Source organism: Curtobacterium sp. MCPF17_001 (assembly GCF_003234615.1).
Classification (GTDB): Bacteria; Actinomycetota; Actinomycetes; order Actinomycetales; family Microbacteriaceae; genus Curtobacterium.
Map to the genome: position 1 here is coordinate 1 of NZ_QKSL01000019.1, position 17,351 is coordinate 17,351.

At 72.4% G+C, this 17,351-nt stretch carries 15 protein-coding genes; 12 read left to right on the forward strand and 3 right to left on the reverse strand.

All coding sequences use genetic code 11. The features are described 5' to 3' along the window. Positions 1-578: 578 nt before the first annotated feature. From DEJ24_RS14640 to DEJ24_RS14655, 4 genes are all read left to right on the forward strand, one after another. The gene (locus tag DEJ24_RS14640; RefSeq protein ID WP_111079247.1) at positions 579-1,805 is read left to right on the forward strand and encodes an alcohol dehydrogenase catalytic domain-containing protein; all 1,227 of its coding nucleotides are present in this window, start codon (positions 579-581) and stop codon (positions 1,803-1,805) included. Positions 1,806-2,001: 196 nt separating this feature from the next. Next, positions 2,002-3,429, forward strand: a complete 1,428-nt coding sequence (gene glmU, locus DEJ24_RS14645; RefSeq protein WP_111079248.1) for a bifunctional UDP-N-acetylglucosamine diphosphorylase/glucosamine-1-phosphate N-acetyltransferase GlmU — start codon at positions 2,002-2,004, stop codon at positions 3,427-3,429. 111 nt (positions 3,430-3,540) lie between these two features. Beyond that, entirely contained in the window at positions 3,541-4,518 is a 978-nt protein-coding gene (locus DEJ24_RS14650) for a ribose-phosphate diphosphokinase (RefSeq protein WP_111079249.1), read from the forward strand. Between the two features lie 16 nt (positions 4,519-4,534). Then, a complete protein-coding gene (locus DEJ24_RS14655) occupies positions 4,535-5,317 on the forward strand; it encodes a putative protein N(5)-glutamine methyltransferase (RefSeq protein ID WP_258374642.1) in 783 nt (260 codons plus the stop codon). A 192-nt stretch (positions 5,318-5,509) separates the two neighbouring features. On the opposite strand, the gene DEJ24_RS14660 is transcribed toward DEJ24_RS14655, so the two are convergent. Continuing rightward, a complete protein-coding gene (locus tag DEJ24_RS14660) occupies positions 5,510-7,087 on the reverse strand; it encodes a molybdopterin-dependent oxidoreductase (protein WP_309147020.1) in 1,578 nt (525 codons plus the stop codon). Positions 7,088-7,203: 116 nt separating this feature from the next. Between DEJ24_RS14660 and DEJ24_RS14665 the strand changes: the two genes are divergently transcribed. Next, the gene (locus DEJ24_RS14665) at positions 7,204-7,902 is read left to right on the forward strand and encodes a hypothetical protein (RefSeq protein WP_111079250.1); all 699 of its coding nucleotides are present in this window, start codon (positions 7,204-7,206) and stop codon (positions 7,900-7,902) included. 168 nt (positions 7,903-8,070) lie between these two features. Here DEJ24_RS14665 and gndA read toward each other — a convergent pair whose 3' ends face one another. Further along, the gene (gene gndA / locus DEJ24_RS14670; RefSeq protein WP_111079251.1) at positions 8,071-9,528 is read right to left on the reverse strand and encodes an NADP-dependent phosphogluconate dehydrogenase; all 1,458 of its coding nucleotides are present in this window, start codon (positions 9,526-9,528) and stop codon (positions 8,071-8,073) included. Positions 9,529-9,641: 113 nt separating this feature from the next. Here gndA and DEJ24_RS14675 point away from each other — a divergent pair, with 113 nt between their 5' ends. Next, on the forward strand, positions 9,642-10,169 hold the full coding sequence (locus DEJ24_RS14675; RefSeq protein ID WP_111079252.1) for a gluconokinase: 528 nt from the start codon (positions 9,642-9,644) through the stop codon (positions 10,167-10,169). Positions 10,170-10,205: 36 nt separating this feature from the next. Here the strand turns inward: DEJ24_RS14675 and DEJ24_RS14680 are convergent, their stop codons facing one another. Beyond that, positions 10,206-10,451, reverse strand: coding sequence for an SHOCT domain-containing protein (locus DEJ24_RS14680; RefSeq protein ID WP_111079253.1), 246 nt, complete (start codon positions 10,449-10,451; stop codon positions 10,206-10,208). Between the two features lie 216 nt (positions 10,452-10,667). On the opposite strand from DEJ24_RS14680, the gene DEJ24_RS14685 reads away from it, so the two are divergent. The 6 genes from DEJ24_RS14685 (at position 10,668) to DEJ24_RS14710 (ending at position 17,335) form a co-directional block, all read left to right on the forward strand. Beyond that, positions 10,668-12,044 (forward strand): sensor histidine kinase, encoded by a 1,377-nt coding sequence (locus DEJ24_RS14685; RefSeq protein WP_111079254.1) that lies wholly within the window; start codon positions 10,668-10,670, stop codon positions 12,042-12,044. Next, entirely contained in the window at positions 12,041-12,739 is a 699-nt protein-coding gene (locus DEJ24_RS14690; protein WP_111079255.1) for a response regulator transcription factor, read from the forward strand. Before DEJ24_RS14685 ends, DEJ24_RS14690 begins: the two co-directional genes overlap by 4 nt. A 307-nt stretch (positions 12,740-13,046) precedes the next feature. After that, positions 13,047-14,282, forward strand: a complete 1,236-nt coding sequence (gene manD / locus DEJ24_RS14695) for a D-mannonate dehydratase ManD (RefSeq protein ID WP_111079283.1) — start codon at positions 13,047-13,049, stop codon at positions 14,280-14,282. A gap of 45 nt (positions 14,283-14,327) precedes the next feature. After that, positions 14,328-15,293: a hypothetical protein gene (locus DEJ24_RS14700; protein ID WP_146245992.1), complete on the forward strand. Its 966-nt coding sequence runs from the start codon at positions 14,328-14,330 to the stop codon at positions 15,291-15,293. Positions 15,294-15,371: 78 nt separating this feature from the next. After that, positions 15,372-16,682 (forward strand): sensor histidine kinase, encoded by a 1,311-nt coding sequence (locus DEJ24_RS14705; RefSeq protein WP_111079257.1) that lies wholly within the window; start codon positions 15,372-15,374, stop codon positions 16,680-16,682. After that, entirely contained in the window at positions 16,679-17,335 is a 657-nt protein-coding gene (locus tag DEJ24_RS14710) for a response regulator transcription factor (protein WP_111079258.1), read from the forward strand. Before DEJ24_RS14705 ends, DEJ24_RS14710 begins: the two co-directional genes overlap by 4 nt. The last annotated feature ends 16 nt before the right edge of the window (positions 17,336-17,351 follow it).

Here is a 17,351-nt window from a genome sequence, read left to right on the forward strand (position 1 = left end):
ACACCCCGCTCAGTTCCGCCGAGGTGTCGCGATCCGTCTCTCTCGGGCGCTCAGAGCGACGCATTGCGGCCTCTCGGCGTCGGGCAGCGGGGGTGTCGCGGTGGCCGGCGGCCGGCGGGCGGGAGGCGCGGTGCCGGACGCGGGGCGTGCCTCCCGTCCGCGGGCTGCCGCGGTCGCGCGACACCCCGCTCGGTTCCGCCGAGGTGCCGCGATCCGTCTCTCTCGGGCGCTCAGAGCGACGCATTGCGGCCTCTCGGCGTCGGGCAGCGGGGGTGTCGCGGTGGCCGGCGGGCGGCGGACGGGAGGCGCGGTGCCGGACGCGGAGCGCGCCTCCCGTCCGCGGGCTGCCGCGGTCGCGCGACACCCCGCTCAGTTCCGCCGAGGTGTCGCAATCCGTCTCGCGCGGGCCCCCAGAGCGACGCATCGTGACCTCTCGACGCCCTGCGCCCGCGCGCGTCGACGCCCTGCGCCCGCCCGGCCAGCGCGCCCGCCCGCCTGTCCGGATGCCGCTCCGCCCTCCGTGGCCGCGGAGACCCCCGCGCGTAGCGTCCGCCCGGACGACCCACGAGGAGGAACCCATGAAGGCAGTTGTCTGGCACGGCATCGGCGACATCCGGCTCGACGAGGTCCCGGAGCCCACCATCCAGGACCCCCACGACGCGATCGTGCGCATCACCCGCTCCGCGATCTGTGGCACCGACCTGCACTTCGTGCGCGGCACCATGGCCCCCATGATCGAGGGCACGATCCTCGGGCACGAGGCCGTCGGCGTCGTCTCCCAGGTCGGCGACGCCGTCCGCGGCTTCAGCCCGGGCGACCGCGTCGTCATCAACTCGACCATCTCCTGCGGCGCCTGCCGGTACTGCCGCATGGGCCAGACCGCGCAGTGCGACGTCGCGAACCCGAACGGACCCCAGGCGGGCACGAGCTTCTTCGGCGGCCCGCAGTCCACCGGCCCTGTCGACGGACTGCAGGCCGAGTACGTCCGTGTGCCGTGGGCGCAGAACACCATGCACCCACTGCCGGAGAACGTCAGCGATGAGCAGGCGATCCTGCTCTCGGACATCTTCCCGACCGGCTGGTTCGGCGCGGAGCTCGCCGGCGTCCGCCGCGGTGACGTCGTCGTGGTGTTCGGGGCGGGCATCGTCGGCCAGTTCGCGGCCGCGTCCGCCTACAAGCAGGGCGCCGGCCGCGTCATCGTGGTCGACGGGCACGAGACCCGGCTCGCCGCGGCACTCGCGCAGCACTGCGAGGTCGTCGACTACAACCGGGAGGACCCGGTCCAGGCGATCATGGACCTCACCAACGGCATCGGCGCCGACGCGGTCATCGACGCGGTCGGCGTGGACGCGGAACGGCCGAAGCACGGCCCGGCCGCCGTGTCGGACGAGCAGGCTGCCGCGTTCGACGCCGAGGTGCAGCAGGTCGCTCCGGACGCCTCACCCGACGGGTTCGGCGAGCAGCAGCAGTGGAAGCCCGGCGACGGACCGTCGCAGGTCGCGCATTGGGCGGTCGCCTCGGTGGCCAAGTACGGCCGGATCGGGATCATCGGCGTCTACGGCCCGACCGCGCAGTCGTACCCGATCGGCGAGGCGATGAACAAGAACCTCACCATCCGCATGGGCAACTGCGATCACCACTCGGTCACGCCGCCGCTCATCGACATGGTCGCGGCCGGGCAGTTCGACCCGACGGCGCTCATCACCGAGCACGAGGGCATCGGCTCCGCCATCGAGGCCTACGAGGCGTTCGACCGCCGCGAGCCCGGCTGGATCAAGGTCGAGCTGACGGACCTGACCGTCTGACGGTGGTGCCGGCCTGGAGGCCCGGTGCCGGTCCGACGGGCCGGCACCGGGCCTCCCGTGGTCCGGCCGTGACAGCCGGTGCGTGGCTCGGCGGCTCCGTGCGGCTTCCCCTGCACCGATGCGGTTCTCCGCGCAGTTGCCCACACATCGGCGCGACGGTCAGCCGCGGCCGAGGCAGTGCGCCAGGATGGGACGCATGACCGACCAGCGGATCGCCGTCGTCGTCCTCGCCGCCGGGCAGGGCACGCGCATGAAGTCCTCGCTCCCCAAGGTGCTGCACCGGCTCGCCGGCCTGCCACTCATCGCCCACGTGCTCCGGACCGCGGAGTCGCTGTCCCCGGAGCACGTCGCCGTCGTGGTGCGGCACGAGCGCGACCGCGTCGCCGCCGAGATCACCGAGCGAGCCCCCGACGCCCTCCTGGTGGACCAGGATGACGTCCCAGGGACCGGGCGTGCGGTCGAGGTCGCGGTCCACGCGCTCCCCGCCGACTTCGACGGGGTCGTCGTGGTGCTCTCCGGCGACGTCCCGCTGCTCGACGCGCAGAGCCTGCGCACCCTCGTCAACGCCCACGGCGGTGGTGGCCACGGCGCGACCTTCGTCAGTGCGATCGCTCCCGATCCGACCGGACTCGGGCGGATCGTGCGCAATGCCGACGGGTCGTTCGCCGGGGTCGTCGAGCACAAGGACGCCACACCGGAGCAGCTGCAGATCACCGAGGCCAACGCCGGCATCTACGCCTTCGACGTCACCGAGCTGCGCGCCGTGCTGCCGTCCCTGACGACCGAGAACGCCCAGGGTGAGAAGTACATCACCGACGTCCCGGCACTCATCGCCGCCCGCGGTGGCCGGGTGGACGTCGTCACGCTGACCGACCCGTGGCTCGTCGCCGGCATCAACGACCGCGCGCAGCTCTCTGACGCGGCGCGGGAGCTCAACGCCCGGATCGTCCGCCGGCACCAGCTGGCCGGGGTCAGCGTGCAGGACCCCGCCTCGACGTGGATCGACCTCGACGTCACGATCGAACCCGATGCCGAACTGCTGCCCGACACCCAGCTCCTCGGTGCGACGGCGATCGCCACCGGCGCTGTCGTCGGGCCCGGCACCACGCTGCGGGACACCGAGGTCGGGGCGGGCGCCACCGTGAACCGGGTCGACGCCACCCTCGCGGTCATCGGGGACGGTGCCTCGGTCGGACCCTTCGCCTACCTGCGGCCCGGCACGATCCTGGGCGAGCGGGGCAAGATCGGGACCTTCGTCGAGACGAAGAACGCCGTGATCGGCCGCGGGAGCAAGGTGCCGCACCTGTCCTACATCGGCGACACGGAGGTCGGCGAGGACTCCAACATCGGCGCGAACACCATCACGGCGAACTACGACGGCGTCCACAAGCACCGCACCGTCATCGGCTCCGACGTCCGGACCGGGTCGCACAACGTGTTCGTCGCCCCGGTTAGGATTGGTGACGGGGCGTACACCGGTGCAGGCACGACCGTCCGCAAGGACGTGCCGGCCGGGTCGCTCGCGATCAGCTACGCCCCACAGCGCAACACCGAGGGATGGGTCGAGGAGAACCGACCCGGTACCCCGGCGGCCGAGTCCGCTCGGCGTGCGCGAGGCGAATGACACCTTCGACGGTCCCCGTGCCGTCAGCGGTGGGCCCCGACCGGAGCCCAGGACATCGGCCCCGGCGGGTCAGATCGGCCCCTCCACGGGGTCAGGGAGTGAGCACCACACGTGTCCGGAATCAAGACAACCGGCCAGAAGCGACTCGTCCTGGTCGCAGGGCGAGCGCACCCGGAACTGTCGAAGTCGATCGCGGAAGAGCTCGGTGTCGACCTCGTCCCGACCGACGCCCGGACCTTCGCCAACGGTGAGCTCTACGCCCGCTTCGACGAGTCGGTCCGCGGCTGCGACGCCTTCGTCATCCAGTCGCACACCGCGCCGATCAACGAGTGGCTCATGGAGCAGCTCATCATGGTCGACGCCCTGAAGCGTGCTTCCGCCAAGCGCATCACGGTCGTCGCGCCGTTCTACCCGTACGCCCGGCAGGACAAGAAGGGCCGTGGCCGCGAGCCGATCTCGGCCCGTCTGGTCGCCGACCTGTTCAAGGCCGCCGGCGCGCACCGCATCATGAGTGTCGACCTGCACGCCCCGCAGATCCAGGGATTCTTCGACGGCCCGGTCGACCACCTGTTCGCGATGCCGGTGCTCCTCGAGCGCTTCCGCGAGATGCTCGACCCCGAGACGCTGACCGTCGTCTCGCCCGACATGGGTCGCGTGCGAGTCGCCGACATCTGGTCCGAGAAGCTCGGGGCGCCGCTGGCGATCATCCACAAGCGTCGCGACCCGCTCGTCCCGAACCAGGTCTCCGTGCACGAGATCGTCGGTGACGTCTCCGGTCGCTGGTGCCTGCTCGTCGACGACCTGATCGACACCGGCCGCACCATCGCCAAGGCGGCCGAGGCCCTCAAGGCCAGCGGGGCCAAGGGCGTCGTCGTGGCAGCCACCCATGCGGTGTTCTCCGACCCGGCGACCGAGCTGCTGCAGAGCGAGTTCATCGACCGCGTCGTCGTCACCGACACGCTGCCGGTCCCGCCCGAGAAGCGCTGGGACAAGCTCGAGGTCCTGCCGATCGCACCGCTCATCGCCCGCGCCATCCACGAGGTCTTCGACGACGGCTCGGTGACGTCGATGTTCGACGGCGCCGCCTGAGTCCTCGGACGCAGCCGTGGCACTGACCCCGCGGGACGCCCTCGCCGCCCGACTCCGCGCGGCGGGGAGCGTCTTCGCCGAGGACGAAGCCGACCTGCTGCTCGCGGCCGGCGACGGCGACCCGGCGCGGCTCCGCGGACTGCTGCAGCGGCGCCTGGCGGGGGAGCCGCTCGAGTACGTCCTGGGCTGGGCAGCGTTCGACGGGCACCGCGTCCGCGTGACGCCCGGGGTGTTCGTACCGCGAGCCCGGACCCGGGTCGTCGTCACCGAAGCCGCTCGGCGCCTGCACCGGTACGACCGCGTCGTCGACCTCTGCTGCGGTGCCGGAGCGATCGGCATGGCGCTGCTGGAACGGATCGGAGCGCTCGACCTCGTCGCGTCCGACATCGACCCGGACGCCACCGACGTGGCAGCGGAGAACCTCGGCGACCGGGGGATCGTCGTGACGGGTGACCTCTTCGCACCGCTGCCGACCCGGTTCCACGGGCAGGTCGACGTGCTCACCGTGAACGCCCCCTACGTGCCGACTGACGCCATCGGCACCATGCCGCCGGAGGCCCGGGACCACGAACACCGGGTCGCCCTCGACGGCGGCGCGGACGGCCTCGACGTGCACCGGCGGATCGCTGCCGGTGCGGCTTCGTGGCTGCGGCCCGGCGGGGCGGTCGTCATCGAGGTGTCGGGAGCGCAGGCGCCGGTGTCCGCGGGCCTCTTCCGTGCAGCCGGTTTCGCTGCCGAACTCGCCCGCGACGACGAGGTCGACGGCACCTGCGTGGTCGCGACCCTCCTCACCGCCTGACGACTGCGGTCCGAACGTCGCCGCCTGCCGGAACGCCGCCGAACCCCCGAGCGCCGCCGAACCCCCGAGACGCCGGCGAACCCCCGAGACGCCGCCGAGGTCGACGGCGTCTCGCGACTCCTGCGGCGCCGAAGGGAGACGGGGGCGTCTCGCCGGCGCGACGGACCCGTCGGCGGGGACCCGCGCCTCCCGTCAGGACGCGGAGATGGTGACCCCGTGCCAGCCGCTCGCACCGTTCGGAGCCGGCGGCCGCTGCACGCTCGTCTGCACCTCGCCCTCGGCGCTGACCGCGCGGACCTGCACCTCGTGCTGCCCGGCGACCGCCGTCCACCGGTAGACCCACTGCCGCCAGGTGTCGGACGAGACGGAGTCGGCGAGCTCGGCGTCCTGCCACCCGGCGGACCCGACCTTCACCTGCACGGCCTTCACACCGATGTGCGGCTGCCAGGCGACGCCGGCGATCGGGACCCGGTCACCGACCTTCACCGAGGTGCCGTCGGCGGGTGTGTCGATCCGCGACTCGAGCTTCACCGGCCCGCGCTCGGACCACCCGCGGGGCGTCCAGTAGCCCTGCGCCTTCGCGAACCGCGTCACCTCGAGCTCGGTCACCCATTTGGTCGCGGAGACGTACCCGAACAGTCCCGGGACGACGAGTCGCGCGGGGAACCCGTGTTCGGCGGGAAGCGGCGATCCGTTCATGCCGACGGCGACGAGCGCCTGCGTCCCGTCGTCCTGCAGCACGTCGAGCGGTGTGCCGGCGGTGAACCCGTCGATGCTCCGCGAGAGGACCATGTCGGCTCCCGGCTTCGGCCGGGCACGGGCGAGGAGCGACCGGATCGGGTAGCCGAGCCAGAGCGCGTTGCCGATCAGGTCGCCGCCGACCTCGTTCGAGACGCAGCTCAGCGTGGCCATGTGCTCCTCGAGGGGGAGGGCGAGCAACTCTGCCCAGGTGATCTCGACCGTTTCCTCGACCTCGCCGTGGATCTTCAGCGACCAGTCGGCGGGGTCGATCGACGGCACGCGGAGCGCGGTGTCGATCCGGTAGAAGTCGGCGTTCGGCGTGACGTAGGGCGTGATGCCCGTCACGTCGAGGCTCGCGCCGGTCGGCACCGGTGCCGCCGTGGTGGCCGGGGTCGGCAGCCGCACGGCCCGGCGGACCGCGGCTGCGGCCTGCAGGGACGCCGACCCCAGCCGGGAGGCGCTCCCCACCACCGCCGCGACCGCTGCGGTGGTCACCGCCCAGCCGATGAACGATCGACGCTGGACCCCGCCGGCACGGTCGGCACCGGCGCTCGGGACGGCGCGGGCGTCCTCCCACCGGCGGAGGCGCTGCAGCAGGAGTCGGAGTGCGATGATCGACGCGGCCACCCCGAGGACGGTGGGTGCGCCGTCGAAGGTGCCGCTGCCGGAACGGGTGGTGACGGCGAGCAGGGCGAGCACTCCGCCGGCGGCGAAGACCAGGGCGCCGTACGGCGGTCGGCGACGCTCGAGGACCCCGGCGCCGGCGGTGACGACGACCAGGATGACCGTCATCAGTGCGAACAACGCCACCTTGTCGCCGGTGCCGAACAGCGACACCATGAGGTCCTTCGCTCCCCGGGGCGCGAGGTCGATGACCGCCGAACCGACGGCGACGAGCGGACTGCCGGCACCGCCGAGCAGCAGCGCGCCGAGCTCCGCGACGGCCAGGAACGCGAGCATGGCGATCACCCCGACGAGCGCGGCGGCCCAGCGACGGTGCGGGAGGAGGCGCGGGTCAGGCTCGGTCACCCTCGGATGCTAGGTCAGCGCCGCTGGGAACGGGCGATCCGGTGCGGACACCGGTTGGGGGAGCGTTCATCCACGGACGTGCCGACGGAGTCCGCCGCCGTGGCAGGATCGTCACCGTGCCGAGGCGACCGATCCGTGTTCCGGGTCCTGGTCGTGCCCGCGGCGACCGGGAGCGTTGGTCGCCGTACCGTCGGCTCCTGGCCCTGCGGTGGGCGATCGTCGGACTCTGGGCAGCCCTGGTGACCGCGCGCATCATCGTCGTGAACGCCGATCCGGACGCGGACCTGACGGCGTTCGGCATCGCCGAGGTCGCCGCCGTCGCGATCGGGGTGACGGTCATCGTCATCGCCGTCCTCCGCGCGCGGGCCATCGCCCGGCGACGAGCGGACGACCTGCTCGCCGTGGCCGTCCGGCGCGTGGACCCGACCGTCTGGCTGGTCCCAGCGTCCGCCACACCGGAGCTGCGCGGCGCACTGGAAGCTGCACGCCCCGAGGTCACGCTCGCGCAGCACGTGACCTGGGCGTTCGGGGCGACCGAGGCGTCCCTGTGGGAACTCGACGGACGCCGCGCCACCCGGTTGCTCGTCATCCGGTGGAGCCGCGTCGTGCACGTCGGGGTCGAGGACGTCCTGGTCCCCGGTGCCGGGCGACGCACCGCGCCGGCGATCGTCCTGCACTACGTCCGACCGGACGACACCACGGCGGTCGCGACGTTCTTCGTCCGTGCGGCCCCGGGGTCCGACCGTCTGGTCGGCCGCGGCGACCGCCTGGACGAGCTGCTCGCCCGGTTGGCCCGCGAGCGCATCGTCGCCTGAGTCGGGCACGGCCCGGCGAACACGGCTCGCTGGACACGGCTCGCTGGACACCGACGGCCGACCACGCCCGCCGACCACGGCTCGGCCAGGAGCGGGCCAGGTCCACGCTGCCCCGGACGCACCGAGGGCCCCGTCGACGACGAGGCCCTCGGGCTGCAGCGGGTGCGATCAGTGCGTCGACGGCTCTTGCTCGACCTCAGGGCGGCCGTCTTCGGACCACAGCGTGTGGAACGTGCCGTCCTTGTCCGTGCGCTGGTAAGTGTGCGCTCCGAAGAAGTCACGCTGCCCCTGGATGAGGGCGGCGGGCAGGCGCTCCGACGCCAGCGAGTCGAAGTACGACAGCGCCGACGAGAACCCGGGTGCCGGGATCCCCGAGGCAGCTGCGATGCCGACGATGCGGCGCCAGGCGGCTTCGCCCTCGGCGACGGCGTTCGCGAAGTACGGGTCGACGAGCAGGGACGCGAGTTCCGGGTCCTTGTCGTACGCCTCGACGATGCGGTTGAGGAACTGGGCGCGGATGATGCAGCCGCCGCGCCAGATCTTCGCCATGTCCCCGAGTGCGATGTCCCAGCCGTACTCCTTCGCCCCGGCGATGATGAGGTCGAACCCCTGCGCGTACGCCACGACCTTCGAGGCGTAGAGCGCGGCGCGGACGTCATCGGCGAAGGTGTCGGGCACCTCGGCGATCGACGGGCGCTCCCGCACCGACTCCTGCACCGCAGCGCGCTGCGTCGCTCGTGAGGACACCGCGCGAGCGAACACGGCTTCACCGATGCCGGACACCGGGATGCCGAGGCCGACCGCGTTCTGCACGGTCCACACACCCGTGCCCTTCGAACCGGCGGCGTCACGGATGACGTCCACCAGCGGCTTGCCGGTGTCGGCGTCCTGCTGCTTGAGGACCTCACCGGTGATCTCGATCAGGTAGGACTCGAGGTCGCCCTTGTTCCACTCGTCGAACACCTGCACGAGCTGGTCGACGCTGTAGCCACCGACGCGGCGGAGCAGGTCGTACGACTCGGCGATGAGCTGCATGTCGGCGTACTCGATGCCGTTGTGGACCATCTTCACGAAGTGGCCCGCGCCGTCGGTGCCGACGTGCGTGACGCAGGGTTCACCCTCGGCCACGGCGGCGATCGACTTGAGGATCGGCCCGAGGGTCTCCCATGCCTCGTCCGAGCCGCCGGGCATGATCGACGGCCCGTGCAGTGCCCCTTCTTCACCGCCGGAGATGCCGGTGCCGACGAAGTTGAGGCCCTTCTCCTTCAGGTCGTGCTCACGCCGGATGGTGTCGTGGAAGTTGGCGTTGCCGCCGTCGACGATGATGTCGCCCTCCTCGAACCGGTCGGCGAGCTGCGAGATCACCGCGTCGGTGCCCTTGCCGGCCTGGACCATGATGATCGCGGTGCGCGGCTTCGACAGTGACGCGACGAACCCGTCGATGTCCTCGGACGCGATGAAGCCCATGTCACCGTGCTCGTTCATGAGCTCTTCGGTGCGGGCGTAGGTGCGGTTGTAGACCGCGACGGTGTTGCCTTCGCGCGACGCGAGGTTCCGCGCCAGGTTCGAGCCCATCACCGCGAGGCCGATGACCCCGATGTTCGCCTTGTCGTTGTTCTCTGCCACGTCGACTCCTTCGTGTCTGGACGGCCACCGCCAATCTATGCAGGGCCACGTGTGCTCACCCAGGTCTTCCGCATCCTGTGGATCGCGAGACCCCCTGTTCGTACTGTGGAGGAATGGCCGATGCGACCGTCCTCCAGCCCGTGCTCGTGATGGGGGTCTCCGGATCCGGCAAGTCGACGGTGGGTGAGGCGCTGACCCGTGCACTCGTCGATCGGGGGCAGGCGGCGGAGTTCGTCGACGCGGACGGGCTGCACCCGCAGGCGAACAAGGACAAGATGCAGGCCGGCATCCCCCTGACCGACGAGGACCGGCGCCCCTGGCTCGACGCCTGCTCGGCACGCATCGCCGAGGTGCAGCAGTCGGGCTCCCGGTGCGTCATGGCGAACTCGGCGTTGAAGCGCGCCTACCGCGACCGCCTGCGCGAGGACGCACCGGACCTGTTCATCGCGTTCCTCGACGGCTCGCGTGAGCTCATCGCCGAGCGGCAGAGCCACCGGCACCACGAGTACATGCCGAACTCGTTGCTCGACTCGCAGTTCGCCACGCTCGAGCGTCCCGGACCGGACGAGGCCTCGGCCGCGGTCCCGATCCGCGGATCGGTGGACGAGACGGTCGCCGCGATCCTCGCCGTCCTGCCCTGAGCATCCCGCGCCGGACGGCCTGACCGTCCGTCGGGCCTACTTCCGGCTGAGTTCCGATCGACGGGCGCGGTACTCCTCGGCATCGATCTCGCCGCGGGCGAACCGGTCGGCGAGCACGGATCGCGCGTCGGCGATCGCCCGTCCGGCACCGCGGCGCAGGACTCCGAAGACGAGCGCCCCGATGACGAGCAGGAGCAGGAGCACCGGGAACACGGGGAACCCGTGAGACGGCACCCCGCCACCGTGCCAGTACGGAGCGGTGGCAGCGAGTGTGGTGAGCATGGGGACCTCCGAGGTCGGTTGTGGTGCCGCGGTCGCGACACGACAAGGCTGTCGGTCGGGAGGCCCCACCCGCGTCCGCCAGGAGAGCCCACTCCGACCTGCTCCCGCCGGCCCACCCTCGCCCGTTCCTCCACAGGTGACTACTCCGTCGGGCGTAGTCCACAGGCCCTCCCGGTGCGCGATGTCCTGAGCGAGGCCCGACCGTAGGCTCGCTGCATGACCACCGACACGCGCTCCGACGCCCGCCCGGTGGGTGGACACCGGTTCGCCCGCGTGGGACGGGTGCTGCCGGTGGCGCTCGTGCAGATCGTCGGCACCCTGGTCGCCACCCGGTGGGCAGCCGGGGTCGGTCCCGGTGCCGTCGGTGGTGGTGGCCCACCGTGGACGCAGCGCCTGGGTGACGGCGTCGACCCGGTGTTCCTCGGGCCCCTGGCATGGGTGCTGCTCGTGGGCGGGACCGTCGTCCTGCCCTTCCGGTGGCGGTGGCCGGTCGTGGTCCTGGCCCTGACCCTCGGTACGACGATCGGCTACGCCCTGGTCGTCAGTCCGCGTGGACCGTTCGTCGCGGCGCTGACCATGGCGCTCGCGAACGCCTGGTTCCGCGGACACCGGGTCCCCACCTACGCCGCGGCCGCGGTCGCGACGGTCGTCCTGCCTTCGGCGGACACCCTGACCGGTCGCGCGCCCTTCCCGACCGTCACCACGATGACGCTCTGCCTGGCGTGGCTGACGGTCACCATCGCCGTCACCGAGCTCGTCCGGGTCCGGGTGGCCCGCGCCGCCGACGCCCGTCGTGCCCGACTCGCGGCGGAGCAGCAGCGCGCGGGTGCCGAGCGGGTCCGCATCGCCCGGGAACTCCACGACTCGGTCGCCCACAGCATGTCGCTCATCAACCTGCAGGCGGGTGTGGCCCTGCACCTCGGGGCGGAACTGCCCGAGCAGACGCGGGAGTCGTTGCTGAACATCCGCGACTCCAGCAAGCAGGCGCTCGTGGAACTCCGGACGATCCTCGGCGTGCTGCGCGCCGTCGACGCGCCCTCCGGCACCTCCGACCGGGCCCCGGTCGCCGGCCTCGACCGCGTCCCCGACCTGGTGGACCGTGCCCGCGCAGCCGGAGTGGACGTGGAGCTGCACCTCGAGGGCCCGGTGGACGCCGTCGCCGGCGTGGTCTCGCGCAACGCGTTCCGCATCGTGCAGGAGTCGGTCACGAACGTCATGAAGCACGCAGCCGACCACCGCGCCACGGTCGTTGTCGACGTCGGTGCCGAGGTCGTCGACATCACGGTGACCGACGTCCCGTCGTCCGTCTCGACCGTCGCCGGTGCTCCCCGAGCGGATGAGACGCACCATGGGCGCCGTCCCTCGTCCGGTCTCGCTCGTGCGGCGGGCCCGGACAGCGACGCCGAACGGGTGGACCGCAGCAGCGGCAGCAGTCAGGGCAACGGCCTCGTCGGGATGCGCGAGCGGGCCGCGGCCGTCGGCGGCACCCTCGCCGTCGGACCGACACCCGACGACGGGTGGTCGGTCCGCGCACGCCTGCCCATCGGCGAACCCGCACGCACCGCGACCGTGCAGAAGGAGAGCGACGGATGACCACGCCCGCGACCACCACCACGCCGGATCCGATCCGGGTGGTGTTGGTGGACGACCAGAGCCTCATCCGGGCCGGGCTCCGCGCACTCGTCTCCGCCGAGCCCGGGATGCAGGTCGTCGGTGAAGCGTCCGACGGTGACGCTGCCGTCTCGGTCGCCGCACGGGAGCTGCCCGACGTCGTGCTCATGGACATCCGCATGCCGGGGACCGACGGCCTCGCGGCGACGCGGCGGATCTCCGCGGACCCGGCGCTCGCCGCGGTGCACGTGGTGGTCCTCACGACCTTCGAGGAAGACGACACCGTGTTCGAGGCGATCCGCGGTGGTGCGGCCGGGTTCCTCGTCAAGGACACCGAGCCCGCCGAACTCCTCCGGGCGATCCGCACCGTGGTCGCGGGGGAGTCGCTGCTGTCGCCCGGACCGACCCGTTCCCTCGTCGAGGCGTACGCAGCGCACGCGAAGCCGGCGGCGCTCGCCCCCGAGCTCGACGCCCTGACCGACCGCGAACGCCAGGTCATGCGCCTGGTCGCGAGCGGGCTCACGAACGCCGAGATCGCCGAGCGCCTCTTCGTCAGCCCGGCCACGACGAAGACCCACGTCTCCCGCGCGATGATCAAGCTCGGCGCTCGTGACCGCGCCCAACTCGTGGTCTTCGCCTACGAGACCGGCCTGGTCACCCCCGGGTGGACGGGATGACCGGGAACACCGGGTCGATACCACTGCTCGACGACGTCCCGAGCATCGTCGGACACCTGACGCCCGACGTCTGTCACACCTGAGCCGGGTCGCCGGACGTGGACACGCGGCCGCCGCGGGTGCCAGGCTCGACACGTGGACGTCGGACGCACCCGCACCGCCGCGGAGGGCCGCCGCGCCCACCTCGAGGAGGAACGACGCCGTGACCGATCCCGCGAACCCGACCCCCGGTGCGACCGACGCCCTACCTGACGGCGGAGGTCCAGCCTCCAGACCGGACACCTGGGCGAGCACGGATCGCGGCCAGCTGCTCGACCGCGCCGAGGTCATCGTCACTAGCCCGGACCGCAACTTCGTCACCCTCAAGCTCACTACCGCCGACGGCGTCACCGGCCTCGGCGACGCCACCCTGAACGGCCGCGAACTCGCCGTCGCCGCGTACCTGTCCGAGCACGTCGTGCCGCTGCTGATCGGCCGAGACGCCAGCCGCATCGAGGACGCCTGGCAGTTCCTGTACCGGTCGTCGTACTGGAGGCGCGGGCCGGTCACCATGGCGGCCGTCGCCGCCGTCGACATGGCCCTCTGGGACATCAAGGCCAAGGTCGCCGGCATGCCGCTGTACCAGCTGCTCGGCGGGGCTTCGCGGACGGGCCTGATGGCGTACGGGCACGCCTCGGGCAAGGAACTGCCGGAGCTGTTCGACTCGATCCGCGAGCACCAGGCCGAGGGCTACCGGTCGATCCGCGTCCAGACCGGCGTGCCCGGGTTGGAGTCGATCTACGGCATCGCCTCGAACCGGACGACCGAGGGCAACACCGGCGTCCGCTACGACTTCGAACCGGCGCAGCGCGGCTCGTTCCCGGCGATGGAGGACTGGGACACCCGCGCCTACCTCCGGCACCTGCCCACCGTGTTCGAGGCCGTCCGCAACGAGTTCGGCCCGGAACTGCCGCTCCTGCACGACGGGCACCACCGGATGACCCCGATCCAGGCAGCGAAACTCGGGAAGTCCCTCGAGCCGTACGACCTGTTCTGGCTCGAGGACTGCACACCCGCCGAGAACCAGGAGGCGCTGCGGCTCGTCCGGCAGCACACCACGACCCCGCTCGCGATCGGCGAGGTCTTCAACACCGTCTGGGACTTCAAGGACCTCATCCGCGACCAGCTCATCGACTACGTCCGCGGTGCCGTGACGCACATGGGCGGGATCACGCCGCTGCGGAAGACGATGGACTACGCCGCGATGTACCAGGTGAAGTCCGGGTTCCACGGGCCGACCGACATCTCCCCGGTGGGCATGGCCGCCCAGATGCACCTCGGGCTCGCGATCCACAACTTCGGCATCCAGGAGTACATGCAGCACGGGGATCGCACGAACCGGGTGTTCCGACAGTCGTTCACCTTCACGGACGGGTTCCTGCACCCGGGTGACGAGCCCGGCATCGGTGTCTCGCTCGACGTCGACGAGGCCGGGAAGTACCCGTACGAGCAGGCCTACCTGCCCTTCAACCGACTGGCCGACGGCACCGTCCACGACTGGTGAGCCGTTCCCGGGCGTCCCACCGTGGGCGACGGGCAGAGTGGTGGCGTGGACTCCGCAGCACTCGCCGACATCGCCCGCGAGTTGCTGCGCACCGCCCCGGGTGACTTCGTGGCCGACCGGACGACCCGCCAACGAGCTGTCCGCACGGACGACCGGGAGCTCGCGGCCGCGATCGGGAAGCTGAGGAAGCCCACACCGGCCGCGTGGATCGTCGACCTGCTCGCCTCCGAGAACGCGCTCGACGACGCCGTCGACCTCGGCCCTGCCCTCCGACAGGCCCAGGCCTCCGCCGATCCGCAGCAGATCGCGACGCTCCGCAAGCAGCGGTCCCAGGTCGTGGCGGCGCTCGCCGACACCGGTGCCGCGCGGGCGGAAGCCGCCGGGCACCCGCCGACGCCCGCCGTGCTCGAACAGGTCCGCGCGACCATCGAGGCCGGCATGGCGGACCCGCACGCCGGTGCGGCGATCCGCTCAGGACTCCTCCTCCGGCCCCTCGAGAGCGTCGGCTTCGAGGACGTCGACCTGACGGACGCGCTCGCCGTCCCGGACGCCGTCCCCGACGCCTGGTCCGGCAGTGACGCCCCACCGATCCCGATCACGGCCGGGAGGCGCGGTGCACGCCGGTCCCGTGACTCCGGTCCCGCACAGGACGCCCCCGACGAGCCGGACGCCCGGAAGAGCCCCGCCGCCGACGAGGACCAGCGCGACCCCGCAGCCGAGCGTCGCTCCGCACGCGAGGCCGAGGCGGCAGCACGACGGGCCTCCCGGGACGCCGATGCCGCCCTCGACCAGGCGGAGTCCGCCCTCGAGGACGTCGAGGACCGACGCGCCGACCTCGACCGCCGCCGTCGGGACCTCGAGCGACAGCTCACCGCCCTCGATCAGGAGCGGGCCGACCTCGACGCCGAGGCCGAGCGGCTCGGGCAGGAGCGCGACGACGCCGAGGCCGCGAGCGACCGCGCCCGTGAAGCCCTCATCGCCGTCCGTCGTCACCGACGTGAGGGCTCCTGACCCGTCCGCTCATCCACTCGGATGAAAGCGGCCACCGGCGCTCGCTCCCGGCGTGACCCCCGCCCTACGCTCGGCGGCATGCTCCTCTTCCTCCGCCGGTGGCTCCGGCACCTCGTGGCCCCGGTGGCCGGTGCGGTGTACCTCGCACTGTGGATCGTCGCCGAGGCCGGTCGCGCGGACCTCACCGGGCACGTCCTCGTGGTGTCGGCCTTCGCGGTCACCATCGGCCTCGCGAGTTGGATGCCGTCGACGAGCCTCGCTCTGGTCGTCGTCGTCCCCGTCCTGCAGGCGCTCCGGCTGCTCGACCGTCCGACGAGCACGACCTGGCCCGAGTACCTCGCCATCGCGATCGTCGTCGGCATCATCGGTGCCGGTCGCTCCGGACTGCTCCGCTGGCTCGCGATCCCGGCGCTCGGCCTCGCGAGTTCCGCGGCGGCCTGGGCGATGGTCGTCCCCACCGTCGCCGACCAGGACGTCTGGGCCTCGTGGACCGGTTCGCTCTCCGGTACCCGGTCCGACCTGGCGTTCCTCGCCCTCGCGATCGCCGGCGCGAGCGGCATCGCCTGGGCCGTCGGGGTCGCGATCGGTGCGACCTGGCGCGTCGGTCTCGCGCGAGTCCGCGTCGTCGAGGCGGAGCAGGAGACGGAGGCCGCCAGCGCCGAACTCCGCGCCGAGCAGGAGCGTGCCCGCATCGCGCGGGACGTGCATGACTCGTTGGCGCACTCCCTCGCCGTGGTCGTCTCGCAGGCGCAGGGTGCCGCGGCGCTCACGGTCCGGGACGGACCAGCGGCCACGGCGTTGCAGGACATCGCCGAGGTGAGCCGGACCGCCCTCGGGGACGTCCGCGCCCTCGTCGAGCGGATCCAGGGCACCGGTCAGGAGGCCCGACACGGCCTGGCAGACGTCCCGCACCTGGTCGAGGACATGCGGGAGCTCGGCATGCGGGCCGTGTTCGAGCAGCACGGAGACCCGCGGCCGATCGGGGCCGAGGCCGGGGGAGCGGTGCACCGGATCATCCAGGAGAGCCTGACGAACGTGCTGAAACACCAGGGCCGGACGGCGTCCGCGCGGGTGGTGCTGGACTGGCGTGGGCCGGGGCTCGGGGTCGTCGTGACCTCCACCGGCAGCAGTCCACTCGTCGCGCTCGACGGTCCGGGGTCCGGCGTGGCCGGCATGCGGGAGCGCGCACGGCTGGTCGACGGTTGGCTGCGCGCCGGGGTCGGCGACGAGGAGCACGAGTACGTCGTGACCGCGTGGTTGCCGACGCTCGGCGGATCGTCGGTACCGTCCGGGACGGCCGCGACCACGGGCCTCCCGGCGGTCGTCGGAGCCGGAGCGGTCGACGCGACCGGACCCGGCGGGACGAGCACCACCGGAGCGTCCCGGTGACGGCGATCCGCGTCGCCGTCGTCGACGACCAGCGCCTGTTCGCGTCGGGCATGCGGATGCTCGTCGACGCCCAGGACGACATGACCTGTGTCGGCACCGCTGCCGACGGCGCCGAGGCGCTCGCACTCTGCGCGGCCGAGCGGCCCGACGTGCTGCTCCTCGACCTCCGGATGCCGGTGCTCAACGGCATCGAGACGATGGCGCGCCTGGCGGAGCAGGGCGACGACCGGCCGCGCGTGGTGGCGCTCACGACGATCCGCCGCGACGACGCGGTCCTCGCCGCGCTGCGGGCCGGAGCGGCGGCGTTCCTCACGAAGGACGCGCTGCCCGAGGTGGTCACGGCCACGATCCGTGACGTGCACGAGGGACGACCGGCACCCACGGAGACCGAGGCGCTCGACCTCCTCCGGGCCCAGGGCACCCTCGTCGAGTCCGAGCGGCGGGACGAGGTCCTCGACGCGCTCACGGCTCGCGAGCGCGAGGTGTTCCTGCTCGTCGCCAAGGGGCTCAGCAACCAGGAGATCGCCGCGTCCGTCTTCCTCAGCGAGGCCACGGTCAAGACCCACGTCCGCTCGGTGCTCACCAAGCTCGGGCTCCGGAACCGGATCCAGGTCGTCATCACCGCACACGAACGCGGACTCGTCCGCGCCTGAGACACCGCAGTCCGAT

Excerpts from the sequence above, each read along its gene's own strand:
- DEJ24_RS14685 (WP_111079254.1), top strand. The coding sequence starts at position 10,668 with ATGACCACCGACACGCGCTCCGACGCCCGCCCGGTGGGTGGACACCGG.
- DEJ24_RS14640 (WP_111079247.1), top strand. The coding sequence starts at position 579 with ATGAAGGCAGTTGTCTGGCACGGCATCGGCGACATCCGGCTCGACGAG.
- DEJ24_RS14675 (WP_111079252.1), top strand. The coding sequence starts at position 9,642 with ATGGCCGATGCGACCGTCCTCCAGCCCGTGCTCGTGATGGGGGTCTCC.
- DEJ24_RS14705 (WP_111079257.1), top strand. The coding sequence starts at position 15,372 with ATGCTCCTCTTCCTCCGCCGGTGGCTCCGGCACCTCGTGGCCCCGGTG.
- DEJ24_RS14680 (WP_111079253.1), bottom strand. The coding sequence starts at position 10,451 with ATGCTCACCACACTCGCTGCCACCGCTCCGTACTGGCACGGTGGCGGG.
- DEJ24_RS14690 (WP_111079255.1), top strand. The coding sequence starts at position 12,041 with ATGACCACGCCCGCGACCACCACCACGCCGGATCCGATCCGGGTGGTG.
- glmU (WP_111079248.1), top strand. The coding sequence starts at position 2,002 with ATGACCGACCAGCGGATCGCCGTCGTCGTCCTCGCCGCCGGGCAGGGC.